The sequence below is a fragment of the Streptomyces sp. NPDC006463 genome (genome assembly GCF_042870715.1).
Classification (GTDB): Bacteria; Actinomycetota; Actinomycetes; order Streptomycetales; family Streptomycetaceae; genus Streptomyces.
In genome coordinates this window covers 41,303-65,985 of record NZ_JBIAHP010000026.1, presented here as the reverse complement: position 1 = coordinate 65,985, position 24,683 = coordinate 41,303, and the positions used below count along the sequence as shown (strand labels likewise).

Sequence of the window (24,683 nt, the reverse complement as noted above, 5' to 3'; positions counted from 1 at the left end):
GACCTGACATGCCGCTTTCCGTGTCCCTGAGCATCGAGGGCGACACCACCGTGATCGAACTGACGGGCGAGCTGGACGCCAAGACCGCGCCGGACTTCCACCAGACCATCGAGAAGGCCGCCGGACACGGCACCAGCACCGTCGAGATCAGGATGGCCGGCGTCGGCTACATGGCCAGCGCCGGACTCCGCTCCCTGGTCTTCGCCCAGCAGAAGGTCGCGAACAACGTCACCATCAAGGTGGTCGGTGCCATCGAGCCCGTGTCCCGGACCATCCGGACGGCTGGGCTCGACCGCAGCATCCTTCTCTCCGATGAGTGACCACCGTGAGTGAGATGGTCGAACTGGCGAGGACGCTCGTCGTACTGGAGGTGCCCGCGACGGTGGGGGCACTGGGCGAGATCGCCTCGTTCGTGCTGCGGCTGGCCGGACGGGCGGGCCTGGACAAGGGCGCCACCTACCGGCTCCGGCTGGCCGTGGACGAGCTGGCCACGAACATCGTGATGCACGGGTACCGGGGCGGCGACGGACGGATCACCGTCCGGGGCCGCTCCGGCCCGGGCGGGGTGCAGATCACCATCGAAGACGCCGCACCCGCCTTCGACCCCGTCGAAGGCCGCCTCCCGCCCGACCCCGGGGTCGCCCCCGAGGACCGGCGGATCGGCGGTCTCGGCATCCATCTGGCACTGACCAGCGTGGACGAGTTCAGCTATGCGCACAGGGACGGCCGCAACATCAGCATGCTGACAGTGAAGGCTGAGGGGACGGACCCATGCCCTCCACGACCGTGATCATCCTCGACGAGTACCCGCCACCGCCGCCCGAGCTGCTGACGGCGCTGCGGACCATGGACGCGGAACTCGTCACCCGCACGCTGACGGAGCTCCGGGAAGGCCCGCAGGAGCTGCTGCCCGTCGCGGACGTGCTGCTCGCCCCGGCCGAATCGGACGGGGAGTCCGTACGGTCGGCCGTACGCCGGCTGCGCCGCTGGGCCGGGGCCCCCATCGTGGTCGTCTGGACGGTGACCGAGTTCGCCGCCCTGGAGGAACACGTCCGGATCGGGCACGACTACCTCGTGCCTCCCTTCCTGCCCACCCTCGTCGGGGCCCGCCTGCACAGCTGCTCGGAGCGCGCCGGACTCGGCCGCACCCTGCGCGAAGCCGACGCCCGCGCCGAACTCATGGGCTACGAGAAGGAGCTGGAGATCGGCCGGGAGATTCAGGCCGGGTTCCTGCCCGAATCGCTGCCCGTCCCGGACGGCTGGGAGATCGACGTCCGGTTCCGGCCCGCACGCCAGGTCGCCGGCGACTTCTACGACGTCTTCGAGATCTCCCGCGGTCGCCGGCTCGCCTTCGTCGTCGCCGACGTCTGCGACAAGGGGGTCGGGGCGGCGCTCTTCATGGCGCTCATCCGCTCGCTGCTGCGGCACACCGCGGAGAACAGCGGCCTGCAGCACCTGGTCGCCGGACGCGCGGGCGGCAGCCGGCGGATCCCGGTGGTCGGTGCCACCCCGCTGCTCAACGCGGTCACCGCCACCAACGGCTACCTCACCCGCAACCACCTGCGCCAGGGCTACTTCGCCACCCTGTTCTTCGGCGTGCTCGACCCGCTGACCGGCAGCCTCGTCTACATCAACGGCGGCCACAACCCGCCGCTGCTGCTGCGCGCCGACGGCAGCCGGCCCGTCGCTCTGGACGTCACCGGCCCGGCCGTCGGGGTCCTGCCCGACTGCGTGTACACCCTGGGCTACGCCCAGCTGGACCACGGCGACACGCTCTTCGCCTTCACGGACGGCGTCCCCGAGGCCCGCTGCCCCAACGGCAGCTTCCTCGGCGACGAACGGATGCTGGAACTGCTCGCCGGCGCCCCGGTGAGCGGCAAGGACGTGGTCGACCGGATGGACTGGGCGGTGCGCGAGCACACCGGCACCGCCGAACAGCACGACGACGTCACCATGCTGGCCCTGCACCGGCCACGCGCGGCGCGGGGGCCGTACGCGGACGGTGCCGGTCACAAGGTGGTGGCCTAGGTGACCCGCACCATCGTGGTGCACTCGCACCGTGGTGGGACGGGCAAGTCCTCGGTACTGGCGAACCTCGCGCTGCTGATCGCGGCCGGGGGGCGCCGGGTGGGAGTGGTGGACACCGACATCCAGTCACCCACCTTGGACCTGTTGTTCCGGCTCGGACCCGGCGCCTCCCTGGCCGACTACCTGCTCGGCCGCTGCGAGATCGAGGCCGCGGCCCAGCAGGTGGGCGCGCCCGGGCTGTACGTCGTACCGGCCCGGACCGGCACCGCGGCCCTGCGCGAGCTCATGACCAGCGGCTACGACGTGGGTCTGCTCCCGGAGGGGTTCGACCGGCTGGCCGGGCACTACGCCCTCGACGTACTGCTCCTCGACACCCACGCCGGGCTGAACAACGAGTCGGTCACCGCCATGGCGAGCGCCGACGTACTGATGATCATGGCCCGGGCCGACCGGATCGACCTCTCCGGGGTCGAGGAGACCATCGCCCTCGCGGGGCGCCTGGCCTGCCGGCGGACCGTGGTGCTGAGCATGGCCCCCGAGGGCATCGACCGGGTGCAGGCCCGGCGGCGCGCCGAGGAGGTCTACTGCGCACCGCTGGCCGGAATCCTTCCGTACTCGCCGGAAATGGCGGCGCTGTACGGAGAACGCATATTCGCAGAAGCTCATCCCGACCACCCACTGGTCGGTGAATTCCGCACCATCATCTCGGCGTTGGACGCACGTGACGAAGTATCGCGGGCCTGACGCCGTCCCCTTACGCCCCTTGCGGGCGCCGTGTTGAATCGGCAGCGAATCCAGAACAAGGAGAGAATCATGAAGATTCTCGTCGTCATGACGGCCAAGGCCACGCTCCATCTGCTGGACGGCGAACAGCACCCCTCGGGATTCTGGGCCGAGGAATTCGTCGTTCCCTTTACGTTGTTCAAGGCCGCGGGCCACGCCGTGGACGTCGCGACGATCGGTGGCCAGGTTCCGACCGTCGACCAGACGAGCATCGATCCCCAGTTCCTCCAGTGGGTCCGGCCGCAGGGCTCGCCGGACGAGGACGCGGCCAACGCCGCCGAGTACGTCCGGGTCATCGAGAACACCCCCCAGCTGAAGTCCCCCATCGCGCTGGAGTCCCTGACCGAGAAGGACATCGCCGACTACGACGGCGTGTACGTCAGCGGCGGTCACGGCGCGATCGGCGACCTGCCGAAGTCCGACGAACTCGCGCAGATCCTGCGCTGGATCATCGCCCAGGACAAGCCGCTCGCCACCGTGTGCCACGGCCACACCTCGCTGCTCGCGCTGCGCGACGGCGAAGGCCGCTGGCCCTTCGAGGGCTACCGGATGACCGCCTTCTCGCACAGCGAGGAGCTCGTCACCAACATGGCCGGCCGGCTCCCGCTGATCCTGGAGGTCGAGCTCACCCGGCTCGGCGCCCGCTACGAGAAGGCCGAGGCGATCTGGGACTCGCACGTCGTCGTGGACCGCAAACTGACCACCGGTCAGAACCCGTACTCCTCCAAGGCCCTCGCCGAGACGTTCTTATCGCAGCTCGCGAAGGGCTAGTACCGCCCCCGCATCCGACACCGGAAGGCAGCCATGACCAAGCGCGCGCTCAGCGACCAGCCCTTGGCCAACCCCGGAAAACTGTTCATCGGCGGCAAATGGGTCCCCGCCCAGGACGGCCGTACCGAACCGGACATCAGCCCCGTGGACGGCCAGGAGATCGTGCCGGTGGCCCAGGCCACCGCCGCCGACGCGGACGCGGCCGTCGCCGCCGCCCGCAAGGCGTACGAGGAAGGTCCGTGGAGCAGACTCTCCGCCCAGGAGCGCGCGCTCAGGCTGAACCGGGTCGGTGAGCTCATCGAGCGCGACCTGGAGGAGATCGCCCTGCTGGAGACCGTGGACATGGGCAAGCCGTTCGCCTTCTCCAGCACGGTCGACGCTCCCATGGCCGCCCAGCTCATGCACTACTACGCCGGTGCGGTGACCCGCGTCGACGGCTCCTCGCGGGCGCCGGCCGGCGGCCAGCTGGCCTACACCCTGCGCGAGCCGCTGGGCGTGGTCTGCGCCATCACCCCGTTCAACTTCCCGCTGCTGCTGTCGATGACGAAGATCGCACCGGCGCTGGCGGCGGGGAACACGGTCGTCCACAAGCCCTCCCCGGCGACCCCGCTCACCGCCCTGAAGATCGCCGAGCTCTTCCAGGAGGCGGAGATCCCGGACGGTGTGCTGAACGTGATCACCGGTCCCGGCGTGGAACTGGGCGAGACCCTCACCGACCACCCGGACATCGACAAGATCGCCTTCACCGGTTCCACCGTGGTCGGCCAGTCCATCATCCGCAAGGCGGCCGGCACCCTGAAGAAGGTGACGATGGAACTCGGCGGCAAGTCCGCCAACATCGTCTTCGCCGACGCCGACCTCGACGCCGCCGAGGAGCTCGCCTTCTTCGGCATCTACTACAACAAGGGCGAGATCTGCACCGCCGGCTCCCGCCTGCTCCTGCACCGGCCCATCCACGACGAGATGGTCGAACGCCTGGTCCGCCGGGCCGCCGCCCTCAAGCCGGGCGACCCGCGCGACCCCGCCACGCTGTTCGGGCCGCTGGCCCACCGCGGCCAGTTCGACAAGGTCAGCTCGTACATCGAGGTCGGCGAGAAGGAAGGCGCGATCCTGCGCACAGGCGGCACCGGGTGGACCCCCGAGGGCGCCTCCAGCCAGGGCCTCTACTTCCTGCCGACCGTCTTCACGGGCGTCGACAACGGGATGCGGATCGCTCAGGAGGAGATCTTCGGGCCGGTCCTGTCGATCATCCCCTTCGACACCGAGGACGACGCCGTACGCATCGCCAACGACAGCGCCTACGGCCTCGCCGCCGGAGTCCACACCAAGGACCTGCGGCGCGCCCACCGCGTCGCTTCGCAGATCAAGGCGGGCACGGTCTGGGTCAATTGCTACAACCAGTACGACCCCTCCGTCCCCTACGGCGGCTACAAGGCCTCCGGCTACGGCCGCGAGTGCGGACCCGAGTCGCTGGAGAGCTACACCCAGACCAAGTCGGTCTGGATCGGCATGGACTGACACCGCGGGCCGCGCGGAATCCAGCGATCGAGGAGCGTCACATGCGGACAGGCATCATCGGCACCGGACGGATCGGCACGGTCCTCGCACGGATCCTGGTGGCGGCAGGCCACGAGGTCGTGCTGGCCAACGCCCGGGGCCCGCAGACCCTCGGCCCGCTCGTGGCCGAACTGGGCCCGGCGGCCTCGGCGGCGCACCCCGCCAAGGCGGCCGGGCAGGCCGAACTCCTGGTGCTGATGGTGCCGTTCGACAGCGTGCGGGGCCTGCTGCCGCCGCACGTCGTGCAGGACAAGGTGCTGGTGGACGCCACGAACGCGTTCAGCGGCCCCGGCGCCCCCGCCGACCTCGGCGACCGGGGCTCCAGCGACCTGGTCGCCCAGTGGTATCCCGGCGCGCAGGTCGTGAAATCCCTCAACACCATGCACTTCGAAACTCTCGCAGTCGCCGGCACCGCTGCCGGTGAGCGCCTGGCGCATTTCACGGCGGGCGACGACGGGAAAGCGAAGGAAATCGTCGCGGGAATCATCACGGATCTGGGATTCGCGCCCGTAGACACCGGCCCGCTGCACTCCGGGGGAATTCTCCAGCAGCCCGGCGGGCCCCTCTTCAACCGGCCGCTCACGGAAGCGCAGGCGCTGGCATGGATATCACACTGAACGTGAACGGAAGACCCGAGCAGTTCTCGGCGCAGCCGAACGAACTGCTCGTGGAACGACTCCGCGACGGCCTCGGACTGACCGGCACCAAAGTCGGCTGCGACACCGGCCAGTGCGGCACCTGCGTGGTCCAGCTGGACGGCAGGTCGGTCAAGAGCTGCCTGGTCCTCACCGCCTCGGCCGCCGGCTCCGAGGTGGCCACCATCGAGGGCGTCACCACTGCCGGCGGCGAACTGACCGGGCTCCAGGAGGCACTGCGCCAGGAGCACGGCACCCAGTGCGGGTTCTGCACCCCCGGCATGGTCATGGCCCTCGGCGAGCTGGTCGACAACACCGCCGACGGCGAGGCCCCCACCGAGCCCGAGATCCGTGAGTGGCTCACCGGCAACCTGTGCCGCTGCACCGGCTACCACAGCGTCGTACGCGGAGTGCAGAGGGCCTGCGCGGCCGCCCGCGCCGAAGCGCCCGCAGCATCCATCGCTGCCGGACAGGAGGCGTGAGGGACATGACCGCAGTGACGGGGGAGAGCGCCCTCCAGGGGAACGGCGTCCTCGGCAAGCCGCTGGACAGCCGCGAGGACCCGCAGCTCCTGCGCGGCGAGGCCAAGTACGTCGGGGACATCGACCTGCCGGGCACGGCCCACATGGCAATCCTGGGCAGCCCGGTCGCCCACGCGAAGATCCTCTCCATCGAGACGAAGGCAGCGGAGCAGCTGCCCGGCGTGCTGAAGGTGGCCACCGCGGCCGACTTCACCGACGTCATGCCGCTGCCGTGCATCTGGATACCCGGCGGGGTCGAGAGCCACTTCCCGCCCCACCCCTACGGACTTCCCGGCGCCCGCCCGGTCCTCACCGGCGACACCGTGCGCCACGTCGGCGACCCCATCGCCGTGGTGGTCGCCGAGACCCCGCGCCAGGCCGCCGCCGCGCTGGCCGCCATCGCCGTCGAGTACGAGCCGCTGCCCGTGGTGACCCGGGCCGACGATGCGCTCGCCGAGGGCGCGCCCCAGCTGCACGAGGCCGTCCCGGGCAACCTGAACGCGTACTGGACCTGCGGCGACAAGGACCGCACCGACGCGGCCATCGCCGCGGCCGAGGTCACCGTCGAGCTCGACCTCGTGAACCAGCGCACCATCAACAGCCCCATCGAGCCGCGCGGAGCGGTCGGCGACTACAACGCCGCGACCGGCGAGTACACCCTCTACGCCTCCACCCAGGGCCCGCACAACCACCGCTTCCTGCTTTCCGCGCTGGTCCTCGGCATCCCCTTCAACAAACTCCGGGTGATCGCCCCGACCGTCGGCGGCAGCTTCGGCACCAAGGGGTACCTGTACCCCGACATGGCGCTGGTCCTGCTGCTGTCCAAGGCGCTCGGCCGGCCCGTGAAGTGGGTGGACACCCGTACCGGGCTGATGAACTCCACCGTCCAGGGCCGCGACCACCGCCAGCACGTCGTCCTCGCCGGCACCCGCGACGGCCGCATCACCGCCGTGCGCTGCACGAGCTACGCCAACCTCGGCGCATACCCCTCGACGATCGGCCCCGGTGTCGCCACCGCCCTGATGGGCCGCTCCATCAGCGGGATGTACGACATCGACGCCGCCTTCTGCGAGGTCTACGCCGCCTTCACCAACACCGTCTCGCTCGGCGCCCAGCGCGGCAGCGGGCGCGCCGAGGCAGCCTTCCTCATGGAGCGCCTCGTCGACCGGTACGCCTCCGAGATCGGCATGGACCCGGCGGTGGTGCGGCGCCAGAACCTGGTGCCGGCGGAGAAGTTCCCGTACGACAACGGCCTCGGCTGGACCTACGACTCCGGGAACTACCAGCCGAACTTCGACAAGGCCATCGAGCTTTCGGGCTACGCCGACATGCCCGCGCGCAAGGCGGAGGCCCGCACCCGCGGCAAGCGCCTGGGCGTCGGCATCGCCACGTACGTCGCGATCTGCGGTGTCGGGCCCTCCACCCGGATGTCCAAGGAGGGCATGCTCGGCGGCACCTGGGAGAGCGCGAACATCCGCGTCCACCCGACCGGCGAGGTCACCGTCACCGTCGGCTCCGCCTCCACCGGCCAGAGCCACGGTACCGTCTTCGCGCAGGTCGCCGCCGACGAGCTCGGCATCGACCCGGCCCAGGTCCAGGTGTACGAGGGGGACACGCTGAAGGCCCCGTACGGACAGGGCACCTACGGCTCGCGCTCCTACAGCATGGCCGCGCCCGCCGTCGCGCTCACCGCCCGGAAGATCAAGGCCAAGCTGGTCAAGGCCGGCGCCGTCTTCCTGGGCATCCCCGAGGACAAGGTCGTCTACGAGGACGGCAAGGTCTACGAGGAGGGCAACGCGCAGAACACCAAGACCTTCGCCGAGCTGGCGATGGCCATGTGGTACGGCTGGGGGCTGCCCCCGGAGATCGAGCCCGCGCTCGACGAGACCACCCACTTCGACCCGCCGGACTTCAACTACCCCTTCGGGACCCACGTCGCGGTCGTCGAGGTGGACGAGCTGACGGGCGAGACCGAGGTCGTCGCCTACACCGCGGTCGACGACGCCGGGAACATCGGCAACCCGAAGGTGGTCCTCGGCCAGATCGAGGGCAGCATCGTCCACGGGCTCGGCCAGGCCCTCATGGAGGCCGCCGAGTACGACGAGAACGGGCTGCTCGTCAGCGCCGACCTGAACCACTACGCCCTGCCGCGCGCCGCCGACGCGCCGTTCTTCGCCCTCGACAAGACGTGCACACCCAGCCCGCACAACCCGCTCGGTGCCAAGGGCGCCGGCGAGATCGCCACCGTCCCGCCCGCCGCGGCCGTCGTCAACGCCGTCGTCGACGCCCTTTCCGACCTGGGCGTCACGCACATCGACATGCCGCTCACCCCCGAGAAGGTCTGGCGCCGCCTGAGAGGGGAAGCCCAGTGATCCTCACCGAATTCGACTACGTCCGGCCCGCCGGCCTCGACGAGGCGCTCACCCTGCTGTCCGGGACCCGCGGCGCCCGGGTACTGGCCGGGGGCCAGACCCTGCTGCCCGACCTGCGCGCCGGCGCAGACCGGGCCGGGCTGCTGGTCGACATCCGGCGGCTGGAGGAGCTGCGGGGCATCACGCGCACCCCCGACGGTCCGCGGCTGCGGATCGGAGCCCTCACCACGCTCGCCGAGCTCTCCGCCGACCCGCTGGTGCTCGCCGGGGCACCGGAACTGGCCGCCGCGGCCCGGGCCAACGGCGACCCCCAGGTCCGCAACCTCGGTACCGCCGGCGGCAACCTCGCCGCCGGCGGCCGGGCCACCGACCTGCCGGTCGCCGCCATCGCCGCCGACGCCGAGGTCGAACTCGCCGGTCCCGGCGGGCGGTCGACCGTTTCCGCCGAGGAGTTCGCGGCCGGCGGCGCACCCGCCGGCACGGTCGTCACCGCCCTGCTGGTGCCCGCCGCGGGAGGGGCCGCCGCCTTCGAGAAGACCGCCGACCGGGCCACCCGGTACCCGGTGTGCGCCACCGCCGTACGGATCACCCCCGACGGACCGCGCATCGCCGTCACCGGAGCCACCGCCCGCCCGCTGCGGCTGCGCGGGGTCGAGGACCGGCTGCGCGGGGGCCCGTACACCACGGACGCCGTACTCGCGGCGTTCCGCGCCGAGCCCCGGGCGCTCTTCGTCCCCGGGCGCGGCACCTCGGCCGAGTACCTCGGCCACCTCGCGGGGGTGCTCACGGCCCGCGCGCTGGCAAGGGCCCAGGCCCTCGCCTGACCGTCATCACGGGTCCCACGCGGGGCCCATCACGGGGGAGTTGAGCAAGCAGTGGCCGACATGTCGAAAACGACCACGGGAGTCAGCGTGCACCCAGCCGCACCAGCGGCCAGTGCGCCCAGAGGTTCCGGCTTCTGGGTGGTGGGCGCGGTCCTCGTCCTGCTGATGCTCTCCTCCTCCGTGCCCTCCGCCCTCTACGTGCTCTACCAGGAGAAGTGGGACCTGTCCTCCGGCATGATCACGGTGGTGTTCGCGCTGTACGCGGTCACCGTGCTCGCCGGGCTCCTGCTGTTCGGGTCGCTGTCCGACACCCTCGGCCGGCGCCCGGTGCTGGCCGCCGGGCTGCTCCTCGCGATCGTCTCGATGGGCCTGTTCGCCTCGGCCCAGGGGCTCGGGCTGCTGCTCGCCGCCCGCGCCGTGCAGGGACTCGCCGTGGGCCTGGCCACCGGGGCGATGGGCGCTGCGCTGCTGGAACTCAGCCCCGCGTCCCGGCCCGCGCTCGGCGCCCAGGTCAACAGCGCCGGACCGACGGTGGGGATCGGGCTCGGCGGGATCGGGGCCGGCCTCCTCGTCCAGTACGCGCCCGCGCCGACCGTACTGAGCTACCTGCTGCTGGTCGGGGCCTTCGCCGTGACCCTGGTCGGTGTGGCCCGGATGCGCGAGAGCGCACCGGGGGCGGGGGGCCGCTTCCGGGTGGTCCCGCACCGGATCCACGTGCCGGCCGGCGCCCGCGGCCGGTTCGCGGTCCTCGTCCTGACCATCGTCGCCGTCTGGTCCGTGGGCGGCTTCTACCTCTCGCTGGGCCCGCACCTGGCCCTCTCGCTCCTGGAGTCGACCAACTACCTCGTCGGCGGAGCCACGGTCGCACTCCTCGCGGGCGCCGCCACCGCGGCCCAGCTGATGCTGGGCCGCACCGAGGCCCTGCACACAGCCGTGCTCGGGCTGTGCGGACTGCTCGCCGGGCTCGCCCTGGTCCTGCTCGCGCTGGGTCTCGGCTCGGCCGCCGTGTTCCTGGTGGCCACGGCGGTCCTCGGCAGCGGCTGGGGCGCCGCCTTCCTCGGCTCCTTCCGGGCGCTGAGCGCGCTGGCGGACCCGGCGCACCGCGGCGAACTGACCGCCGCCGTATACGTCTTCGCGTACCTCGCCATGAGCGTGCCGGCGGTCCTCGCCGGGATGCTCACCAACATCCACGGGCTGCACCGCACCTCGGTCGGCTTCATGGCCGCCGTCGCCGGGGTGTGCGCGCTGGCCCTGCTGGTCACCCTGCGGCTCGCCGCCCGCACCCGGGCCGAGGGGAGTCCCGCGTGAACGCCCTGGAACTGAGGTCCGCGCTGCGCGGGCTGGAGATCTTCGCCGGGATCACCGAGGACCAGCTGGACTGGCTGGTCTCGGTCTCCGAGCCCCGGGTACTCGCCGACGGCGAGGTGCTCTTCCGGGACGGCGAGGAGGCGACCGGCTTCCACGTCCTGCTCTCGGGCGGGCTGGTCGTCACCAAGGTCGTCGACGGCCGGGAGGAGGTGCTCACCCGGCACTCCACCGAGGAGGAGAGCGCCGCCGCCGAGGACCACGACGGCAAACCGTCGGCCGCCCACCGGTTCACCGGCGAACTGCCGCTGCTGACCGAGGGCTCCTACGTTGCCACCGCGGCGGCGAGCGGGCCGTCGACCACCGTCGTGGCCTACGCGAAGCCGGTCTTCTTCGAGATGCTGACCCGCTGCCACGGGGTGGCCGCCGTACTGATCCCCGTACTGGCCTGGCGGATCAAGTCCTCCGAGGTGCAGGCCCGCAAGCGGGCCACGGTGGAGGCGCTCGGCACCCTCGCCGCGGGCCTGGCCCACGAGCTGAACAACCCGGCGGCCGCCGTGGCCCGGGCCGCGCAGGAGCTGGCCCCCGCCCTCGACCGGCTCACCCGCACCGCCCAGGCGTGGGGCGCGGCCGCCACCGGCGCGGAGCGATCCGTGTTCGACCGGCTCGCGGAGGAACTGGACAAGCTGCCGCCGCCGGACATCACCGACCCGCTCGCCCAGGCCGACGCCGAGGAGGAGATCGCCGACTGGGCCGAGGAGGCGGGCACCGAACGGTCCGGTCTGCTCGGCTCGGGGGTGGCGGACCTCGGGCTGGAGCTGGGCTGGCTGCTGGAGCGGCTGGAGGGCGTCGGCGAGCCCGCCCTCGCCGCCGCCCTGGACCACCTGGCGGCGCTGCTGGAGATCCGCTCGCTCGCCGCGGAACTCCGGGCGGCCGGCCCGCGCATCTCCCAACTCGTCTCCGCCACCCGGGATTACGCCAATCTCGACCGCGCGCCCGAACAGCGCTTCCCGGTGACCGAAGGGCTGGAGAACACGCTGGTCGTGCTGCGTGCCAAGCTCGCCGGGATCAGCATCGTGCGCGCGTACGAGCCGGACCTGCCCGAACTGACGGGCTATCCGAGCGAGTTGAACCAGGTGTGGACCAACCTGGTCGACAACGCCGCCGAGGCCATGGAAGGGGCCGGCGTGCTCACGCTGCGCGCCCGTGCCGAAGGCGTCTGCATGGTCGTGGAGATCACCGACACGGGCCGCGGAATCCCGGAGGAATCCCTGCCGCGGATCTTCGAACCCTTCTACACGACGAAGGACGTGGGCAAGGGCACGGGCCTGGGGCTGCACCTCAGCTACCGCATCGTGACCCAGCGGCACCACGGGTCGATCACGGCCCGCTCGCGCCCGGGCGAGACCCGGATGGTCGTGCGGCTGCCGTTCGCCGGGAGCACCCAGTCCTGCGCCTCACCTGCCGAAGCACCCACTCCGACCAGTTCCCCGTCCAGCTCCTCCACCAGTTGAATGAACGGAGTCGACATGGCCAAGTACGACATCTCCAAGCTGCACCCGGTGTTCGTCCGCCAGATGGAAGCGCTGGCCGCCCTGGACATCGAGGCGGTCATGAAGAACTACACCGACGACGCGGTGCTGTTGCGCTTCGAGGGGGTCTCGGTGGGCATCGACGCCGTTCGCGAGACGTTCACCGGCTATCTCACCGTGAAGCCCACCCTGGTGGAACTCCAGGAGTACATCGAGACGGACGACACCATCTTCTATCGGGCGATCATGAACCTGAACGGTGAACCGGAGCACGCGTTCGGGACACTTGTCGTCCGCGATGGCCGAATCTGGCGGCAGACTGCCGGATTCGGCGGCTGACGGCCGAAATCTGGGTAGCGTGTGCGGGGAGGGCGGGGGGCGTACGCCCTCCCCGTATGTGCGAGTCGTAGATATATGCAGTGGCGAAGGGGAGGCCATGGAACGCGAAACCGGACGGATCGAGGCATTCAGTGATGGTGTATTCGCCATCATCATTACGATCCTCGTCCTGGAATTGAAGGTTCCGGAGGAAACGGGATCCGATTTCTGGCACGGGGTCCGGGAACAGTGGCCGCATTACGCCGCGTACGTGGTGAGTTTCCTCATCATCGGCGTGATGTGGGTGAATCACCACACCATCTTCAGTCACCTCAAGCGCGTCGACCGCCCGCTGTTGTTCCTGAATCTCCTGGTGCTGATGGTGGTGTCGGTGATTCCGTACACGACCAATGTCCTCGCCGAGCACCTCATGGAGGAAGGCGGTTCGGCGAACGCCGCGGCCGTGCTCTACAGTCTCGTCACCGTGGCCTACGCCTTGGCGTTCCTGGCCTTCTGGTGGTACGTCACCCAGGTCGGACACCTCTTCCACGAGCAGGTCGACAAGGAAGGTGCGCGGGCGACCAGGGTTCGTTTCGGTCTCGGCGCCATCGCCTACCCCCTGACCGTGCTCCTCGCGTTCTTCTCCGCACCGCTCACGCTTGTCGCACACTTCCTGATCGCGCTCTACTATGCGGCGAACCAGATCCCCATCCCACTCGTGGTAGAGGAAGAGCGGCTCGATACTGCCAGCGACCTCAGGAAGTAGCCGCCGGGGCCTACGGCCGTTCTCTGCGGTCAAGTAGGGTATTGGATCTAGCTGGTCGCGGGGGAGGCCCACATGGCTCGCGTAGTCCTGCCGGAGGATTCCACGAAGGAAATCTCCGAATTGATCGACGTCCTGATCTCTCTTCTCTTCGAGTCGTTACCCCGGCGGGACCAGCGAAACTGGGCCCGCGTTTATCTGAACGGCCTGGTGCGGACCACCGGAAAGAAAACCATCCGTAACATCGCCGGAACAGGAGCCAGTTCCGTCGAGCAGAGTCTTCAGCAGTTCATCAGCAAGTCCCCCTGGGACTGGACCCCGGTCCGCCGCTCCCTCGCCCAGCACCTCGAACGCACCGCGCAGCGCCCGCTGGCCTGGGTGCTCCAGCCCATGGTCATAGAGAAGGCGGGCGACCGCTCGGTCGGCGTCGGCCGGCAGTTCGTCCCCCAGCTCGGCCGCACCGCCAACTGTCAGCAGGCCAGCGGGATCTGGCTCGCCTCCAGCGAGGCGAGCTTCCCGGTCGAATGGACCCTCACCCTCCCCGGGCCCTGGACCAGCGAACTCCTGCGCCGCCGCAGGGCCGGCATCCCCGACACGGCCCGCTCCCTCACCCCCACCCAGGACGCCGTACACGCCGTCCAGCGGATGGCCGCCACCTGGCAACTCCAGCGCCGGCCCGTGGTGATGGAGGTCTCCAACGCCGACCTCCCGCAGAGCATCGAGTCCTTCGCCCTCCAGGACATCCCCTTCGTCTTCAAGGTCGACGGCTCGCTGCCCGTCTCCTTCGGTGGCGCCGGCCGCCACAAGCCGGGCCCCCACACCGCGCCCGCCCGCGAGCTCATCGACTCCCTGCGCTCACAGCGCCGCGTCGTCGAATGGACCCGGCACGGCAGGTCCGAAGGCGCGGTGACCCTGCTGACCTCGGCTTCCATCCTCGCCACCCCCAGCGAGGACCGGCCCGCACCCGCGCCGTCGACCCCGCTGCTGCTGCTGGGAGCCTGGACCGAAGCCGCCCTGCTGCCCTCCGAGTTCTGGATCACCAACATCGGCGACCGGCCCCTCGCCCAGCTGTTCCTGCTCGCCAAGCTCACCGACCGCGTCTCCCTCGACTTCACCGATATCTGCGAACCCGTGGGGATCCGGGACTTCGAGGGCCGCTCCTTCCGCGGCTGGCACCACCACGCCACCCTGGCCAGCGTCGCCCACGCCGCGAAACTCCTCGGCGCGCGCGACCCGGCGCACGACGCCTACACCGGAGCCGCCCGTTCCGTCGCCGCCCGTTCCGTCGCCACCCGGTCCGCCGCCGCGGCCCGGCCCGCCCTCCCCCGGCCGCCGGCCCCGGCCGTCATGCCGCCCCGGCCGCTCATTCCCGGCCAGACCCCGCGCCGTGAGTACATCCGCTGATGCTCGACATAGCCGAGGAGCTACGCGCGTGGTGTGCCGCGCGCCGGGAATTCGCCCTGGCCACCGTCGTCTCCGTCAGCGGCAGCGCGCCACGCGGACCGGGCGCCTCACTCGCCGTCGACGACCGGGGCACAGCGCTCGGCTCCATCTCCGGAGGCTGCGTGGAGTCCGCCGTGCACGAGCTCTGCCTCGACGCGATCGAATCCGGCCAGGGCGGCCTGCACCGCTTCGGCTACAGCGACGACGACGCCTTCGCCGTGGGCCTCACCTGCGGGGGAGTCCTGGACGTCCTGGTCACGCCGGTGCGCGGGCGCGACCCGGTGCGCCCGGTCCTCGGCTCGGTGCTCGACGCCGCCGCCGGCGGGACGCGGGCCGCGCTGGCCCGAGTGGTCAGCGGCCCCCGGCCCCAGCTCGGCCGAGCACTCGCCGTGCACGCCGACGGATCGCACGAGGGCACCCTGGGCGCGGGCGCGGAGCTGGACCGGGCCGCTACCGTGCAGGTCAGGGCGTTGCTGCTGGCCGGGCGCACCGGCACCGTCGAGCTCGGCACGGCCGGCGGACTGTGCGGAGAGCCGCTGACCCTGCTGGTCGAATCGGCCGCCGAACCGCCCCGGCTGATCGTCTACGGAGCCATCGACTTCGCCGCGGCCCTGGCGCGGATCGGCGCCTTCCTCGGCCACCGCGTCACCGTGTGCGACGCCCGGCCCGTCTTCGCGACCCCGGCCCGCTTCCCCGACGCCGACGAGGTCGTCGTGGACTGGCCGCACCGGCACCTGGCCGAGGAACGGGACGCGGGGCGGCTGGACTCCCGTACCGCCGTCTGCGTCCTCACCCACGACGCCAAGTTCGACGTACCCCTGCTCGCGCTCGCCCTGCGGCTGCCACTCGCGTACGTCGGCGCAATGGGATCGCGGCGCACCCACGCCGAACGGGCCGCGCGGCTGCGCGAGGAAGGAGTGCCGCAGGCCGCCCTGGACCGGCTGCGCTCCCCGATCGGCCTCGACCTGGGCGGCGCGACCCCCGAGGAGACGGCCCTGGCCATAGCCGCCGAGTTCACGGCGGTCCGGCACGGCGGCTCCGTCCTCCCACTGGCGCAGCGCCGCGGCCCGGTGCACCGGCGCACGGCGCAGGCCGCCGGGGCCGCCGTGAGTGGGTGAGAGACCGGCGCCGGACCGAAGTTCTGTAGGAACAGACCAGGCGGCCCGGTATGTCCTGGACGATCGACCCGGGCGGTGTAAACCCCGGGTCATGGGAGAATGAAGTACGTGCGTTTCCTCGGCTGCTGCCCTGTCGAGGCCATAGAAAGATCCTCCGATCGACTGGGATGTTCAGCACGTGCGTTTCCTCAATGACCTGAAGCCGCCGTACGACCTGACGTACGACGATGTGTTCATGGTGCCGAGCCGCTCCGCGGTCGGTTCCCGTCAGGGCGTCGACCTTTCCGCGCCCGACGGCACCGGCACCACCATTCCGCTCGTCGTGGCGAACATGACCGCCATCGCGGGCCGCCGGATGGCCGAGACGGTCGCCCGCCGCGGCGGCATCGTGGTCATCCCGCAGGACATCCCGATCGAGGTCGTCACCGACGTCATCTCCTGGGTGAAGACCCGCCACCTCGTGCTCGACACCCCGATCACCCTGGCGCCCACCCAGACCGTCGCCGACGCGCTGTCCCTGCTGCCCAAGCGCGCCCACGGCGCCGGCGTCGTCGTCGACGGCGAGGGCCGCCCGATCGGCGTCGTCACCGACCACGACCTCACCGGCGTGGACCGCTTCACCCAGCTCTCCGAGGTCATGTCGAAGGAGCTGCTGCTCATCGACGCCGACATCGACCCGCGCGAGGCTTTCAACAAGCTCGACGCCGGCCACCGCAAGCTGGCGCCGGCCGTCGACAAGGACGGCAAGCTCGTCGGCATCCTCACCCGCAAGGGCGCGCTGCGCGCGACCCTGTACACCCCGGCCACCGACGCCAACGGCAAGCTGCGCATCGCGGCCGCCGTCGGCATCAACGGCGACTTCGTGGCCAAGGCCAAGCAGCTGCTCGACGCGGGCGTGGACACGCTCGTCATCGACACGGCGCACGGCCACCAGGAGTCGATGATCAACGCGATCAAGGCCGTCCGCGCGCTGGACCCGCAGGTCCCGATCGTGGCCGGCAACATCGTCGCCGCCGAGGGCGTGCGCGACCTGATCGAGGCCGGCGCGGACATCATCAAGGTCGGTGTGGGCCCCGGCGCCATGTGCACCACCCGCATGATGACCGGCGTGGGCCGCCCGCAGTTCTCCGCGGTGCTGGAGTGCGCGGCCGAGGCCAAGAAGTTCGGCAAGCACGTGTGGGCCGACGGCGGCGTCCGTCACCCGCGCGACGTGGCGATGGCGCTGGCCGCCGGCGCGTCGAACGTCATGATCGGCTCCTGGTTCGCCGGTACGTACGAGTCCCCGGGCGACCTCCAGCAGTCCGCCGAGGGGCGCCTGTACAAGGAGTCCTTCGGCATGGCCTCCGCGCGTGCGGTGCAGAACCGTACGAGCGAGGAGTCGGCCTACGACCGGGCCCGCAAGGGTCTGTTCGAGGAGGGCATCTCCACCTCGCGCATGTTCCTCGACCCGGCCCGTCCGGGCGTCGAGGACCTGATCGACTCGATCATCGCGGGTGTCCGGTCCTCGTGCACCTACGCCGGTGCCGGATCCCTCGCGGAGTTCGAGGAGAAGGCCGTGGTCGGCGTCCAGTCGGCCGCGGGCTACGCCGAGGGCAAGCCGCTGCACGCCAGCTGGAGCTAGCTCCCACGTTTCCTCCCGTGGCCCCCGGGCCCGTCCCCACGGACGGCCCCGGGGGCCACGGCCGTTTCCCGGGCCACGGCCCTGTCCAGCAGGGGCTCCGCCCCGGACCCCGTGCCCCCGGCGGAACCGGTCGACCGTTCGACTTGTTCGGCCGACCGGTCGGCGACCCGCGGGGCGGGATACGCCAAGCGGCGGATAACTCCACGGCACCCCTCCGTCACGCTCAGGTCATCCGACCCGGAAGGGGCACCCCGTGACCAGAACCCTGACCCGTCGCACCGACGCCCACGCCCTCGCCCGGCTGCACGGCGAGCACGGCAAGGCCCTCTACGGCTTCCTCCTCGGCCTGACCCTCGGCGACCGGCACCGCGCCGAGGACCTCCTCCAGGAGACCCTCTTCCGCGCCTGGACCCACCCCGAGGCCCTGGAGAGCTCCCACGCCTCCGTGCGGCCCTGGCTCTACACCGTCGGCCGGCGCCTGGCCATCGACGCCCGGCGGGCCCGCCAGGTGCGCCCCGCCGAGGTCGGGCCGGACGCCCTGGAGCACTCCCCGGCCGCCGACGACCGCACCGAGGAGGCCGTCACCTCCCTGGACCTGCGCGAAGCCCTGCTGTCACTCAGCCCCGAGCACCGCGCCGTGCTGGTGCAGATCTACTTCCGCGGAGCCTCCGTCTGCGAGGCCGCCGAGGTACTCGGAGTTCCTCCCGGGACGGTGAAGTCCCGTACGTACTACGCCTTACGGGCGCTGCGCGCCGCCATGCCCGGCTACGGACCATCGGCGCCGGGCGCCCGGGCCGCCGCCTGAGCCGCCACCGCCGCCCGCGAGCGCACCTGGAGCTTGGCCAGGATGTGCGACACGTGCGTCTGCACCGTCCTGGGCGACAGGAACAGCGCGCTCGCGATCTCCGGATTCGAACGGCCCTGCGCCACCAGCAGCGCCACCTTCAGCTCGGCCGGGGTCAGCGCCTCCCAGCCGTTCGCCGGCCGCCGCCGGGCCGACCGGCTGCCCCGGCGCACCCCCAGGCTCCGCAGCCGGGCATCGGCCCGGGCGATGTCCCACAGGGCGCCCAGGTCCCCGTACGCCGCCACCGCGCGCGTCAGCGCCGACCGGGACCCGGCCAGATCGCCGCGCCAGGCCCGGGCCACCGCCAGGTCCTCCAGGGTGTGACCCAGTACCAGCGGCCACCCGCCGCGCTCCCCGTGCGCCACGGCCTGCGCCAGCAGCTCCGGATCCTGCGCGAACAGGCCCCGGCAGCGCAGCAGGGCCAGTGCCGGCCCCGGGTAATCGGGCAGCGCCGTCGCCACCCGCCCGCACGCCGCCACCGCCTCCCGCGCCGTACCCGTCTCCCCGCTCTCCAGGGCGAGCCGGACGATCTCCGACAGCACCCAGGGGCGCTCGTACGACACCGCGTCCTGCGCGTCCTCGGCGAGCTCGGGCAGCAGCGCGCGCAGCGCGTCGGCCGGGCGGCCGTCCCGCTCCGCCAACAGGGCCCGGGCCAGCAGCACGTGGGAGGCGTACCGGCGTGCCGCGGGCGTACCGAAGGCATCGGCCGACAGCTCCGCGAGCTCCGCGCCCGCCGCCTCCCGCTCGTCGCGGTGGCCCAGTACCAGCGCCCGCAGCCCGTGCACCACCACCGGCAGCCAGCCGTCGGACACCGGCAGCGCACGCGCCCGGGCCACGCCGGACACGGCTTCGTCCCAGTCACCGAGCCGGTAGTGGAACTCGGCGAGCCGCGCCTCGGTCACCACCAGCCGTCCCGCCGAGCCGGTCGCGGCCGCCAGCTCCCGCGCCTCCCGCAGGGCCGCCGCCACGATCTCCGGCTCGTCGAAGCGCAGGTGGCCCTCCGCCTGGTTCGCCAGCAGCAGCAACCGCATGTCGTTGGCGGCCGGACTGCGCCGCGCGTACGCGATCCCCTCCGCGACGTGGTGCAGCGAGTCCCGCCCGCGCCCCAGGTGGAACAGCGCGAACGACATCGCGTGATGGGCCTCCGCCGCGCACAGCGGATCGCCCAGCCGCCGAGCGCCCGCAACCACCGGCCCGGCCAGCGCGAACGCCTCGGCCGGCCGGTGCAGATCGGCCAGCGCCAGCACCCGGCAGGCCTCCAGCCGAAGTCGCCAGAGCGCCGAGGGGAACTCCTCCGCAAGCGCCCGCTCGGTCACTGCCAGGGAACGGTCCATGTCCCCCTGGATCATCAGCGCCGAGACCAGCTTGAAGTCCACCGCCGCCCGCCGGTCGGCGTCCGTGGTCCGGGCCCGCAGCGCGTCGAGGAGAGCCGCGGACTCCGTTCGCCGCAGCATCAGTGCCGCGTCCGCCAGCTGTTCCTCCAGCGCCTCCAGGGTCTCCCGCTCCCGCGGATCGCCCTGCGCGATGGCCCGCTCCAGCAGCTCGGCCGCGGTACCCGGGACCTCCGCGATCAGCGCCGGCGCCGAAGCGGCCAGCCAGCGCACCGCCCAGGGGCTCAGCCGGCCCGCGCGCAGCAGCTGTCCGGCGGTCCGGGCCGGGGCCAGCCCCGCCTCGGCGAACGCCCGCGCCGCGTCCTCATGCAGGGCCGTGCGCAGGGCTCCCGGCGTCTGCGCGTACAGCGCGCGCCGCAGCGCCGGGTGGCGAAAGCGCAGCAGGTCCCCGCTGTCCTCCAGCAGCCCCGCCAGCAGCGGCTCCTCCAGATCCGCGAGCAACTCCCGTGCGGGCCTGGCCTGTACGAGGGCCAACTCGCGCGCGGTGAACTCCGGGCCCAGCAGCGCCGCATGCCGCACGGTGGTGCGCGCCGGGCCGGAGAGCAAGTCGAGCCCGTGCGCCAGGGAAGCGGGCGGCGGCGGCAACTCGGCCACCGCGACGGACAGTTCGGCGCGGCCGCCCTCGACCCGGACGAGTCCGGACCACTGGGCGAGCAGGTCCCGCAGCAGCCGGGGATTACCGCCCGCCTGCTCCGCCGCCTCCCGCAGCCGTGGCCCGGGCGGCGCCCCCAGCAGGCCACGGACCAGCTCGGCCGACTCCGCCGCGGTCAACGGCTCCAGCCGGACCGTGCGCCCGCCCGGCGCCGCACACGGCCGCTGCGCACCGGGCCTGCGGGGCAGCGGCCGTCTGGTCGCCGCCAGCAGCAGCGGGAGCCGCCCGGCGCTCGCCGTCCGGGCCAGGCGCCGCCACAGGAGCAGGCTTGCCGGATCCGCCCAGTGCAGGTCGTCCAGCACCAGCAGCAGCGGCCGCTGCGCGCACCACTCCTCGACCCCGGCCGCCAGCAGGTCCATCGCCGCCAGCAGGGCGCCGCCGGGTGCCACCGCCCGCTCGGCCTCCCGCAGCAGCGCGACCACGGCGGCCCGGGCCGGGCCCGAAGGGTGCACGCAGTCCAGCGCGGCACGCAGCGGCAGGTCCGCCGCGAGCGCGTCGGCCGCCGCGTACCGCACCCGGCAGCCCAGCGCCGCCGCCTGCACCAGTGCCTCCCGCACGAAGGCGGTCCGGCCCGCCCCGGGCTCGCCCTCCACCATCAGGCAGGCGCCGTGAGCACCACCGCCCCGCACACCCCCGCGCACCCATTCCCGTAACTCGTCACGCTGCTGTTCCCGCCCGACCCGCACGTCGGCAATCCTCTCCGGTCACGTCGCGCCGGTCGAAGGATGCCACGGGCCGCTGCCGTCAGTACCGGTGAGGCGGGTGGCCCGGCGGTGAACTGTGCACGCCCGCACGGTACTTGGGTATGCGCACGGTGACCTTCATGCCGGCCCCGACGCCCGTCTCGATCACCGGCCCGTACTCGTCCCCGTACACCTGCCGGATCCGCTCGTCGACGTTGGGCAGCCCGACGCCGGACGAGGGGCCCCGGTGCTCCCCGGCCAGGATCCGGCGCAGCAGGGCCGGATCCATCCCGACGCCGTTGTCCTCCACCGTGATCACCGCCTCCGCACCCGCGTCCCGCGCGGTGATCGTGATCCGGCAGTCCCGGGGGGAGTCCTCCAGCCCGTGCTTGACGGCGTTCTCCACCAGCGGCTGGAGGCACAGGAACGGCAGCGCCACGGGCAGTACCTCCGGCGCCACCTGCAGGGTGACCTTCAGCCGGTCCCCGAACCGGGCTCCGGCCAGCGCCAGATACTGCTCGACGGACCGCAACTCCTCGGCCAGCGTGGTGAAATCACCGTGCCGCCGGAAGGAGTACCGGGTGAAGTCCGCGAACTCCAGCAGCAGGTCCCGGGCCCGCTCCGGATCCGTCCGGACGAACGAGGCGATCGCGGCAAGGGAGTTGAAGATGAAATGCGGGGAGATCTGCGCCCGCAGCGCCTTGATCTCCGCCTCCATCAGCCGGGTCCGCGACCGGTCCAGCTCCGAGAGCTCCAGCTGTACGGACACCCACCGCGCGACCTCCGTGGCCGCCCGCACCAGCACCGCCGACTCCCGCGACCCGTAGGCCACCAGCGCGCCCAGCATCCCGTCCTCGCCCGTGAGCGGGGCCACCACCGCCCACTTCAGCGGACAGTCCGGCCGCTGGCACTCGGTCCGCACGCTCTGGCTGCGCCCCGAATCCAGCATCACCGCCACCCGGGCCATCGCCCGCCGCTCGTGGTGGTCGGCGCCGGGGCCGTCCCACGCCAGCACCGACTCCCGGTCGGTCAGGCACAGCGCCTCCGTGCCCAGCAGCGACCGCAGCCGCCGGGCGGCCTTGCGGGCGGCGTCCTCGGTCAGCCCGGCGCGCAGCGGGGGAGCGGCCAGCGAAGCCGTGTGCAGGGTGTGGAAGGTGGCCCGCTCCACCGGGGTCCCGAGATCGAGGCCGGCTGCCCGCTCACCGCGCCGGGCGTGCCGGCGGCCCGCCGCCCAGCCCGCGCCCAGCAGCAGGACCGCGCCCGCCACCGCCAGCACCGCTACCACCGCCCCCGTCACCGGGCGCCCGCCGTCCGGTCCCCGGCCACGTCCTCCGGCAGGTGCAGCCGCGCCAGGGTGGCCGCCGTCCCGCCCGGGATCCTCGACCGGGTGCCCAGCGACACCAGCACCATCGTCAGGAACCCCAGCGGCACCGACCACGCCGCCGGCCATGCCAGCAGCGTGTGGATCCAGCCCGCCGGGGCCACGCCGCCCCGGGTCGCCAGTACCGCGCTCAGCGCAGCCCCGCCGCCCGTGACCAGCCCGGCCACCGCACCCGGCGGGGTCAGCCGGGGCCACCAGATGCCCAGGACCAGCAGCGGACAGAACGACGAGGCGGACACCGCGAAGGCCAGCCCCACCGCGTCCGCCACCGGCACGTCGCGCGCCAGCACGCTCCCGCCCAGCGGCACCAGGATCGCCACCAGCACCGCGAAGCGGAAGCTGCGCACCCCGCGGGCCGGCAGCAGGTCCTGGTGCAGCACCCCGGCCACCGCCATGGTCAGCCCCGAGGCCGTCGACAGGAACGCCGCGAAGGCGCCCCCGGCCAGCAGCGCCCCCAGCAGATCCCCGAGCAGCCCGCCCAGCATCCGCTCGGGCAGCACCAGCACCGCCGCGTCCGCGTCGCCGGTGAGGGCGAGCTCGGGCGCGTAGATCCGGCCCAGCGCCCCGTACACCGGCGGCAGCAGGTAGAAGACCCCGACCAGCCCGAGCACGACCAGCGTCGTGCGGCGCGCGGCCCGCCCGTTGGGGCTGGTGTAGAAGCGCACCGCGACGTGCGGCAGGCCCATCGTGCCGAGGAAGGTGGCCAGGATCAGCCCGTACGTCGCGTACAGCCGGTACTCCCGGCGGTCCCCGGACAGCGGCTCCGACCAGCTGGACACCCCGAGGCCCGCCTCCGCCCGCGTGTCGGGGACGGGCGTGTCCGGGCTGAACTCCAGCCGCGCGCGGGCCCGTACGGAGTGCTGCCCGGCGGCCAGGGTCACCGGGGCGGCCTCGTACGTCCGCCCGTCCACCTGCCCGGTCACCGTCACCGTCAGCGGCGCCTCCACCGACAGCCGTACGTCCTCGGCCAGCGTGACGGCGGTGTGCTCGCGGAAGACGGCCGGGGCGTCGAAGGAGGCCCGCGGCGCTCCGTCCCCGGCCCACGCGGCGACCAGGAAGAAGGCCGGGACCAGCAGGGCGGTGAGCTTGAGCCAGTACTGGAAGGCCTGTACGAAGGTGATGCTGCGCATCCCGCCGGCGGCCACGGCGGCGCTCACCACGACGGCGACGACCACCCCGCCCACCCAGTGCGGGGCCCCGGTCAGGATCGCCAGGGTCAGCCCCGCGCCCTGCAGCTGCGGCAGCAGGTACAGCCAGCCGACCCCGATGACGAACAGCACCGCGATCCGGCGCACCGCCTGGGACTCCAGCCGGGCCTCGGCGAAGTCGGGCAGCGTGTACGCGCCCGAGCGGCGCAGCGGGGCCGCCACCAGCACGAGCAGCACCAGGTACCCGGCGGTGTAGCCCACCGGATACCAGAGCATCTGCGGACCCTGGAGCAGCACCAGCCCGGCCACCCCGAGGAAGGACGCGGCGGAGAGGTACTCGCCGCTGATGGCCGCCGCGTTCAGGCGGGGCCCGACCGTGCGCGAGGCGACGTAGAAGTCGGAGGTGGTCCGGGATATCCGCAGACCCAGGGCGCCGACCAGGACCGTGACCAGTACGACGACGGTGACCGCGGTCAGCGCGTACGTCTGGTTCACCGGGCGGTCCTTCGGCAGGGGGTGCGGGGGTCCCCCGGCGGAGCGAGGGGGAGGGTGACGGGAGTCTACGCACGCCCCCTGACAGGGCAACAGGCACGATTCGGACCGGGTGGGGGCCCTGCGGCTCAGATCGCCGGGTCGCGGTGTTCCGCGCAGTCGCGCAGGGCGATCTCCAGCTCCACGTACGACTCCTCGGCGCGGCGGAAGGCCAGCGTCAGCGCCGCTTCCGCCCGGGGCGGCACCTGGTCGCGGACGTCCTCGCCGGCCTCGTACAGGATGTCGGCCCAGCGTGCGGCCGCGCTGCGCAGCCGGGCCAGCAGCGCCTCGGCCTCGGCGGGCCCGGTGGGCCGGGTGCGGGGCAGTCCGGTGAGGGCGTCGAGCAGCGCCTGGATTTCGGACATCTCGCTCCTCCCGCGCCGGAAGATCCACGATACGCGGGGGCGGTGCCCGGCAGAGCCGTTCACCGGGGCGGTGCGGCCGACGGTTCCGGCGGATCGC

22 protein-coding genes are annotated in these 24,683 nt (G+C 72.5%); 18 read left to right on the top strand and 4 right to left on the bottom strand.

The window, feature by feature from the left end:
- Positions 1-8: 8 nt before the first annotated feature.
- The 18 genes from ACFYOB_RS34395 (at position 9) to ACFYOB_RS34310 (ending at position 18,396) form a co-directional block, all read left to right on the top strand.
- Positions 9-320, top strand: coding sequence for an STAS domain-containing protein (locus ACFYOB_RS34395; protein WP_328924672.1), 312 nt, complete (start codon positions 9-11; stop codon positions 318-320).
- Positions 321-334: 14 nt separating this feature from the next.
- Positions 335-790, top strand: a complete 456-nt coding sequence (locus ACFYOB_RS34390) for an ATP-binding protein (protein ID WP_388567095.1) — start codon at positions 335-337, stop codon at positions 788-790.
- Complete coding sequence (locus ACFYOB_RS34385) at positions 772-2,028, top strand: PP2C family protein-serine/threonine phosphatase (RefSeq protein ID WP_388566982.1); 1,257 nt, start codon at positions 772-774, stop codon at positions 2,026-2,028. Before ACFYOB_RS34390 ends, ACFYOB_RS34385 begins: the two co-directional genes overlap by 19 nt.
- Positions 2,029-2,772 carry an AAA family ATPase gene (locus ACFYOB_RS34380; RefSeq protein ID WP_388566980.1) on the top strand — a complete coding sequence of 248 codons (744 nt, stop codon included), beginning with the start codon at positions 2,029-2,031 and terminating at the stop codon, positions 2,770-2,772. It begins immediately after the preceding gene.
- Between the two features lie 69 nt (positions 2,773-2,841).
- Positions 2,842-3,582 carry a type 1 glutamine amidotransferase domain-containing protein gene (locus tag ACFYOB_RS34375; protein ID WP_388566978.1) on the top strand — a complete coding sequence of 247 codons (741 nt, stop codon included), beginning with the start codon at positions 2,842-2,844 and terminating at the stop codon, positions 3,580-3,582.
- A gap of 33 nt (positions 3,583-3,615) precedes the next feature.
- Positions 3,616-5,100, top strand: coding sequence for an aldehyde dehydrogenase family protein (locus ACFYOB_RS34370; protein WP_388566975.1), 1,485 nt, complete (start codon positions 3,616-3,618; stop codon positions 5,098-5,100).
- A complete protein-coding gene (locus tag ACFYOB_RS34365; protein WP_388566972.1) occupies positions 5,037-5,756 on the top strand; it encodes an NADPH-dependent F420 reductase in 720 nt (239 codons plus the stop codon). Before ACFYOB_RS34370 ends, ACFYOB_RS34365 begins: the two co-directional genes overlap by 64 nt.
- Positions 5,757-5,758: 2 nt before the next feature.
- Positions 5,759-6,256 carry a (2Fe-2S)-binding protein gene (locus ACFYOB_RS34360; RefSeq protein ID WP_388566970.1) on the top strand — a complete coding sequence of 166 codons (498 nt, stop codon included), beginning with the start codon at positions 5,759-5,761 and terminating at the stop codon, positions 6,254-6,256.
- Between the two features lie 5 nt (positions 6,257-6,261).
- A complete protein-coding gene (locus tag ACFYOB_RS34355) occupies positions 6,262-8,667 on the top strand; it encodes a xanthine dehydrogenase family protein molybdopterin-binding subunit (protein ID WP_388566968.1) in 2,406 nt (801 codons plus the stop codon).
- Complete coding sequence (locus ACFYOB_RS34350; RefSeq protein ID WP_388566965.1) at positions 8,664-9,491, top strand: FAD binding domain-containing protein; 828 nt, start codon at positions 8,664-8,666, stop codon at positions 9,489-9,491. The genes ACFYOB_RS34355 and ACFYOB_RS34350 overlap by 4 nt, the downstream gene beginning before the upstream one ends.
- A gap of 60 nt (positions 9,492-9,551) precedes the next feature.
- On the top strand, positions 9,552-10,799 hold the full coding sequence (locus ACFYOB_RS34345; RefSeq protein ID WP_388566962.1) for an MFS transporter: 1,248 nt from the start codon (positions 9,552-9,554) through the stop codon (positions 10,797-10,799).
- Positions 10,796-12,310, top strand: coding sequence for an ATP-binding protein (locus tag ACFYOB_RS34340; protein WP_388566959.1), 1,515 nt, complete (start codon positions 10,796-10,798; stop codon positions 12,308-12,310). Before ACFYOB_RS34345 ends, ACFYOB_RS34340 begins: the two co-directional genes overlap by 4 nt.
- Positions 12,311-12,667, top strand: coding sequence for a nuclear transport factor 2 family protein (locus ACFYOB_RS34335; RefSeq protein ID WP_388566956.1), 357 nt, complete (start codon positions 12,311-12,313; stop codon positions 12,665-12,667).
- 97 nt (positions 12,668-12,764) lie between these two features.
- The gene (locus ACFYOB_RS34330) at positions 12,765-13,412 is read left to right on the top strand and encodes a TMEM175 family protein (RefSeq protein ID WP_388566953.1); all 648 of its coding nucleotides are present in this window, start codon (positions 12,765-12,767) and stop codon (positions 13,410-13,412) included.
- 72 nt (positions 13,413-13,484) lie between these two features.
- Complete coding sequence (locus tag ACFYOB_RS34325) at positions 13,485-14,813, top strand: IS701 family transposase (RefSeq protein WP_388566950.1); 1,329 nt, start codon at positions 13,485-13,487, stop codon at positions 14,811-14,813.
- Positions 14,813-15,970 (top strand): XdhC family protein, encoded by a 1,158-nt coding sequence (locus ACFYOB_RS34320; RefSeq protein ID WP_388566948.1) that lies wholly within the window; start codon positions 14,813-14,815, stop codon positions 15,968-15,970. The genes ACFYOB_RS34325 and ACFYOB_RS34320 overlap by 1 nt, the downstream gene beginning before the upstream one ends.
- A gap of 178 nt (positions 15,971-16,148) precedes the next feature.
- Positions 16,149-17,591 carry a GuaB1 family IMP dehydrogenase-related protein gene (locus ACFYOB_RS34315; protein WP_388566945.1) on the top strand — a complete coding sequence of 481 codons (1,443 nt, stop codon included), beginning with the start codon at positions 16,149-16,151 and terminating at the stop codon, positions 17,589-17,591.
- A gap of 253 nt (positions 17,592-17,844) precedes the next feature.
- On the top strand, positions 17,845-18,396 hold the full coding sequence (locus ACFYOB_RS34310) for a sigma-70 family RNA polymerase sigma factor (protein ID WP_388566942.1): 552 nt from the start codon (positions 17,845-17,847) through the stop codon (positions 18,394-18,396).
- On the opposite strand, the gene ACFYOB_RS34305 is transcribed toward ACFYOB_RS34310, so the two are convergent.
- The 4 genes from ACFYOB_RS34305 to ACFYOB_RS34290 form a co-directional block, all read right to left on the bottom strand.
- Positions 18,357-21,164: a LuxR C-terminal-related transcriptional regulator gene (locus tag ACFYOB_RS34305; protein ID WP_388566940.1), complete on the bottom strand. Its 2,808-nt coding sequence runs from the start codon at positions 21,162-21,164 to the stop codon at positions 18,357-18,359. The two genes, ACFYOB_RS34310 and ACFYOB_RS34305, sit on opposite strands and share 40 nt — an antisense overlap.
- A gap of 58 nt (positions 21,165-21,222) precedes the next feature.
- Positions 21,223-22,458, bottom strand: a complete 1,236-nt coding sequence (locus ACFYOB_RS34300) for a sensor histidine kinase (RefSeq protein WP_388566937.1) — start codon at positions 22,456-22,458, stop codon at positions 21,223-21,225.
- Positions 22,455-24,185, bottom strand: coding sequence for a cation acetate symporter (locus ACFYOB_RS34295; protein WP_388566934.1), 1,731 nt, complete (start codon positions 24,183-24,185; stop codon positions 22,455-22,457). Before ACFYOB_RS34295 ends, ACFYOB_RS34300 begins: the two co-directional genes overlap by 4 nt.
- Positions 24,186-24,310: 125 nt before the next feature.
- Entirely contained in the window at positions 24,311-24,586 is a 276-nt protein-coding gene (locus ACFYOB_RS34290) for a hypothetical protein (RefSeq protein ID WP_388566932.1), read from the bottom strand.
- Between the last annotated feature and the right edge of the window lie 97 nt (positions 24,587-24,683).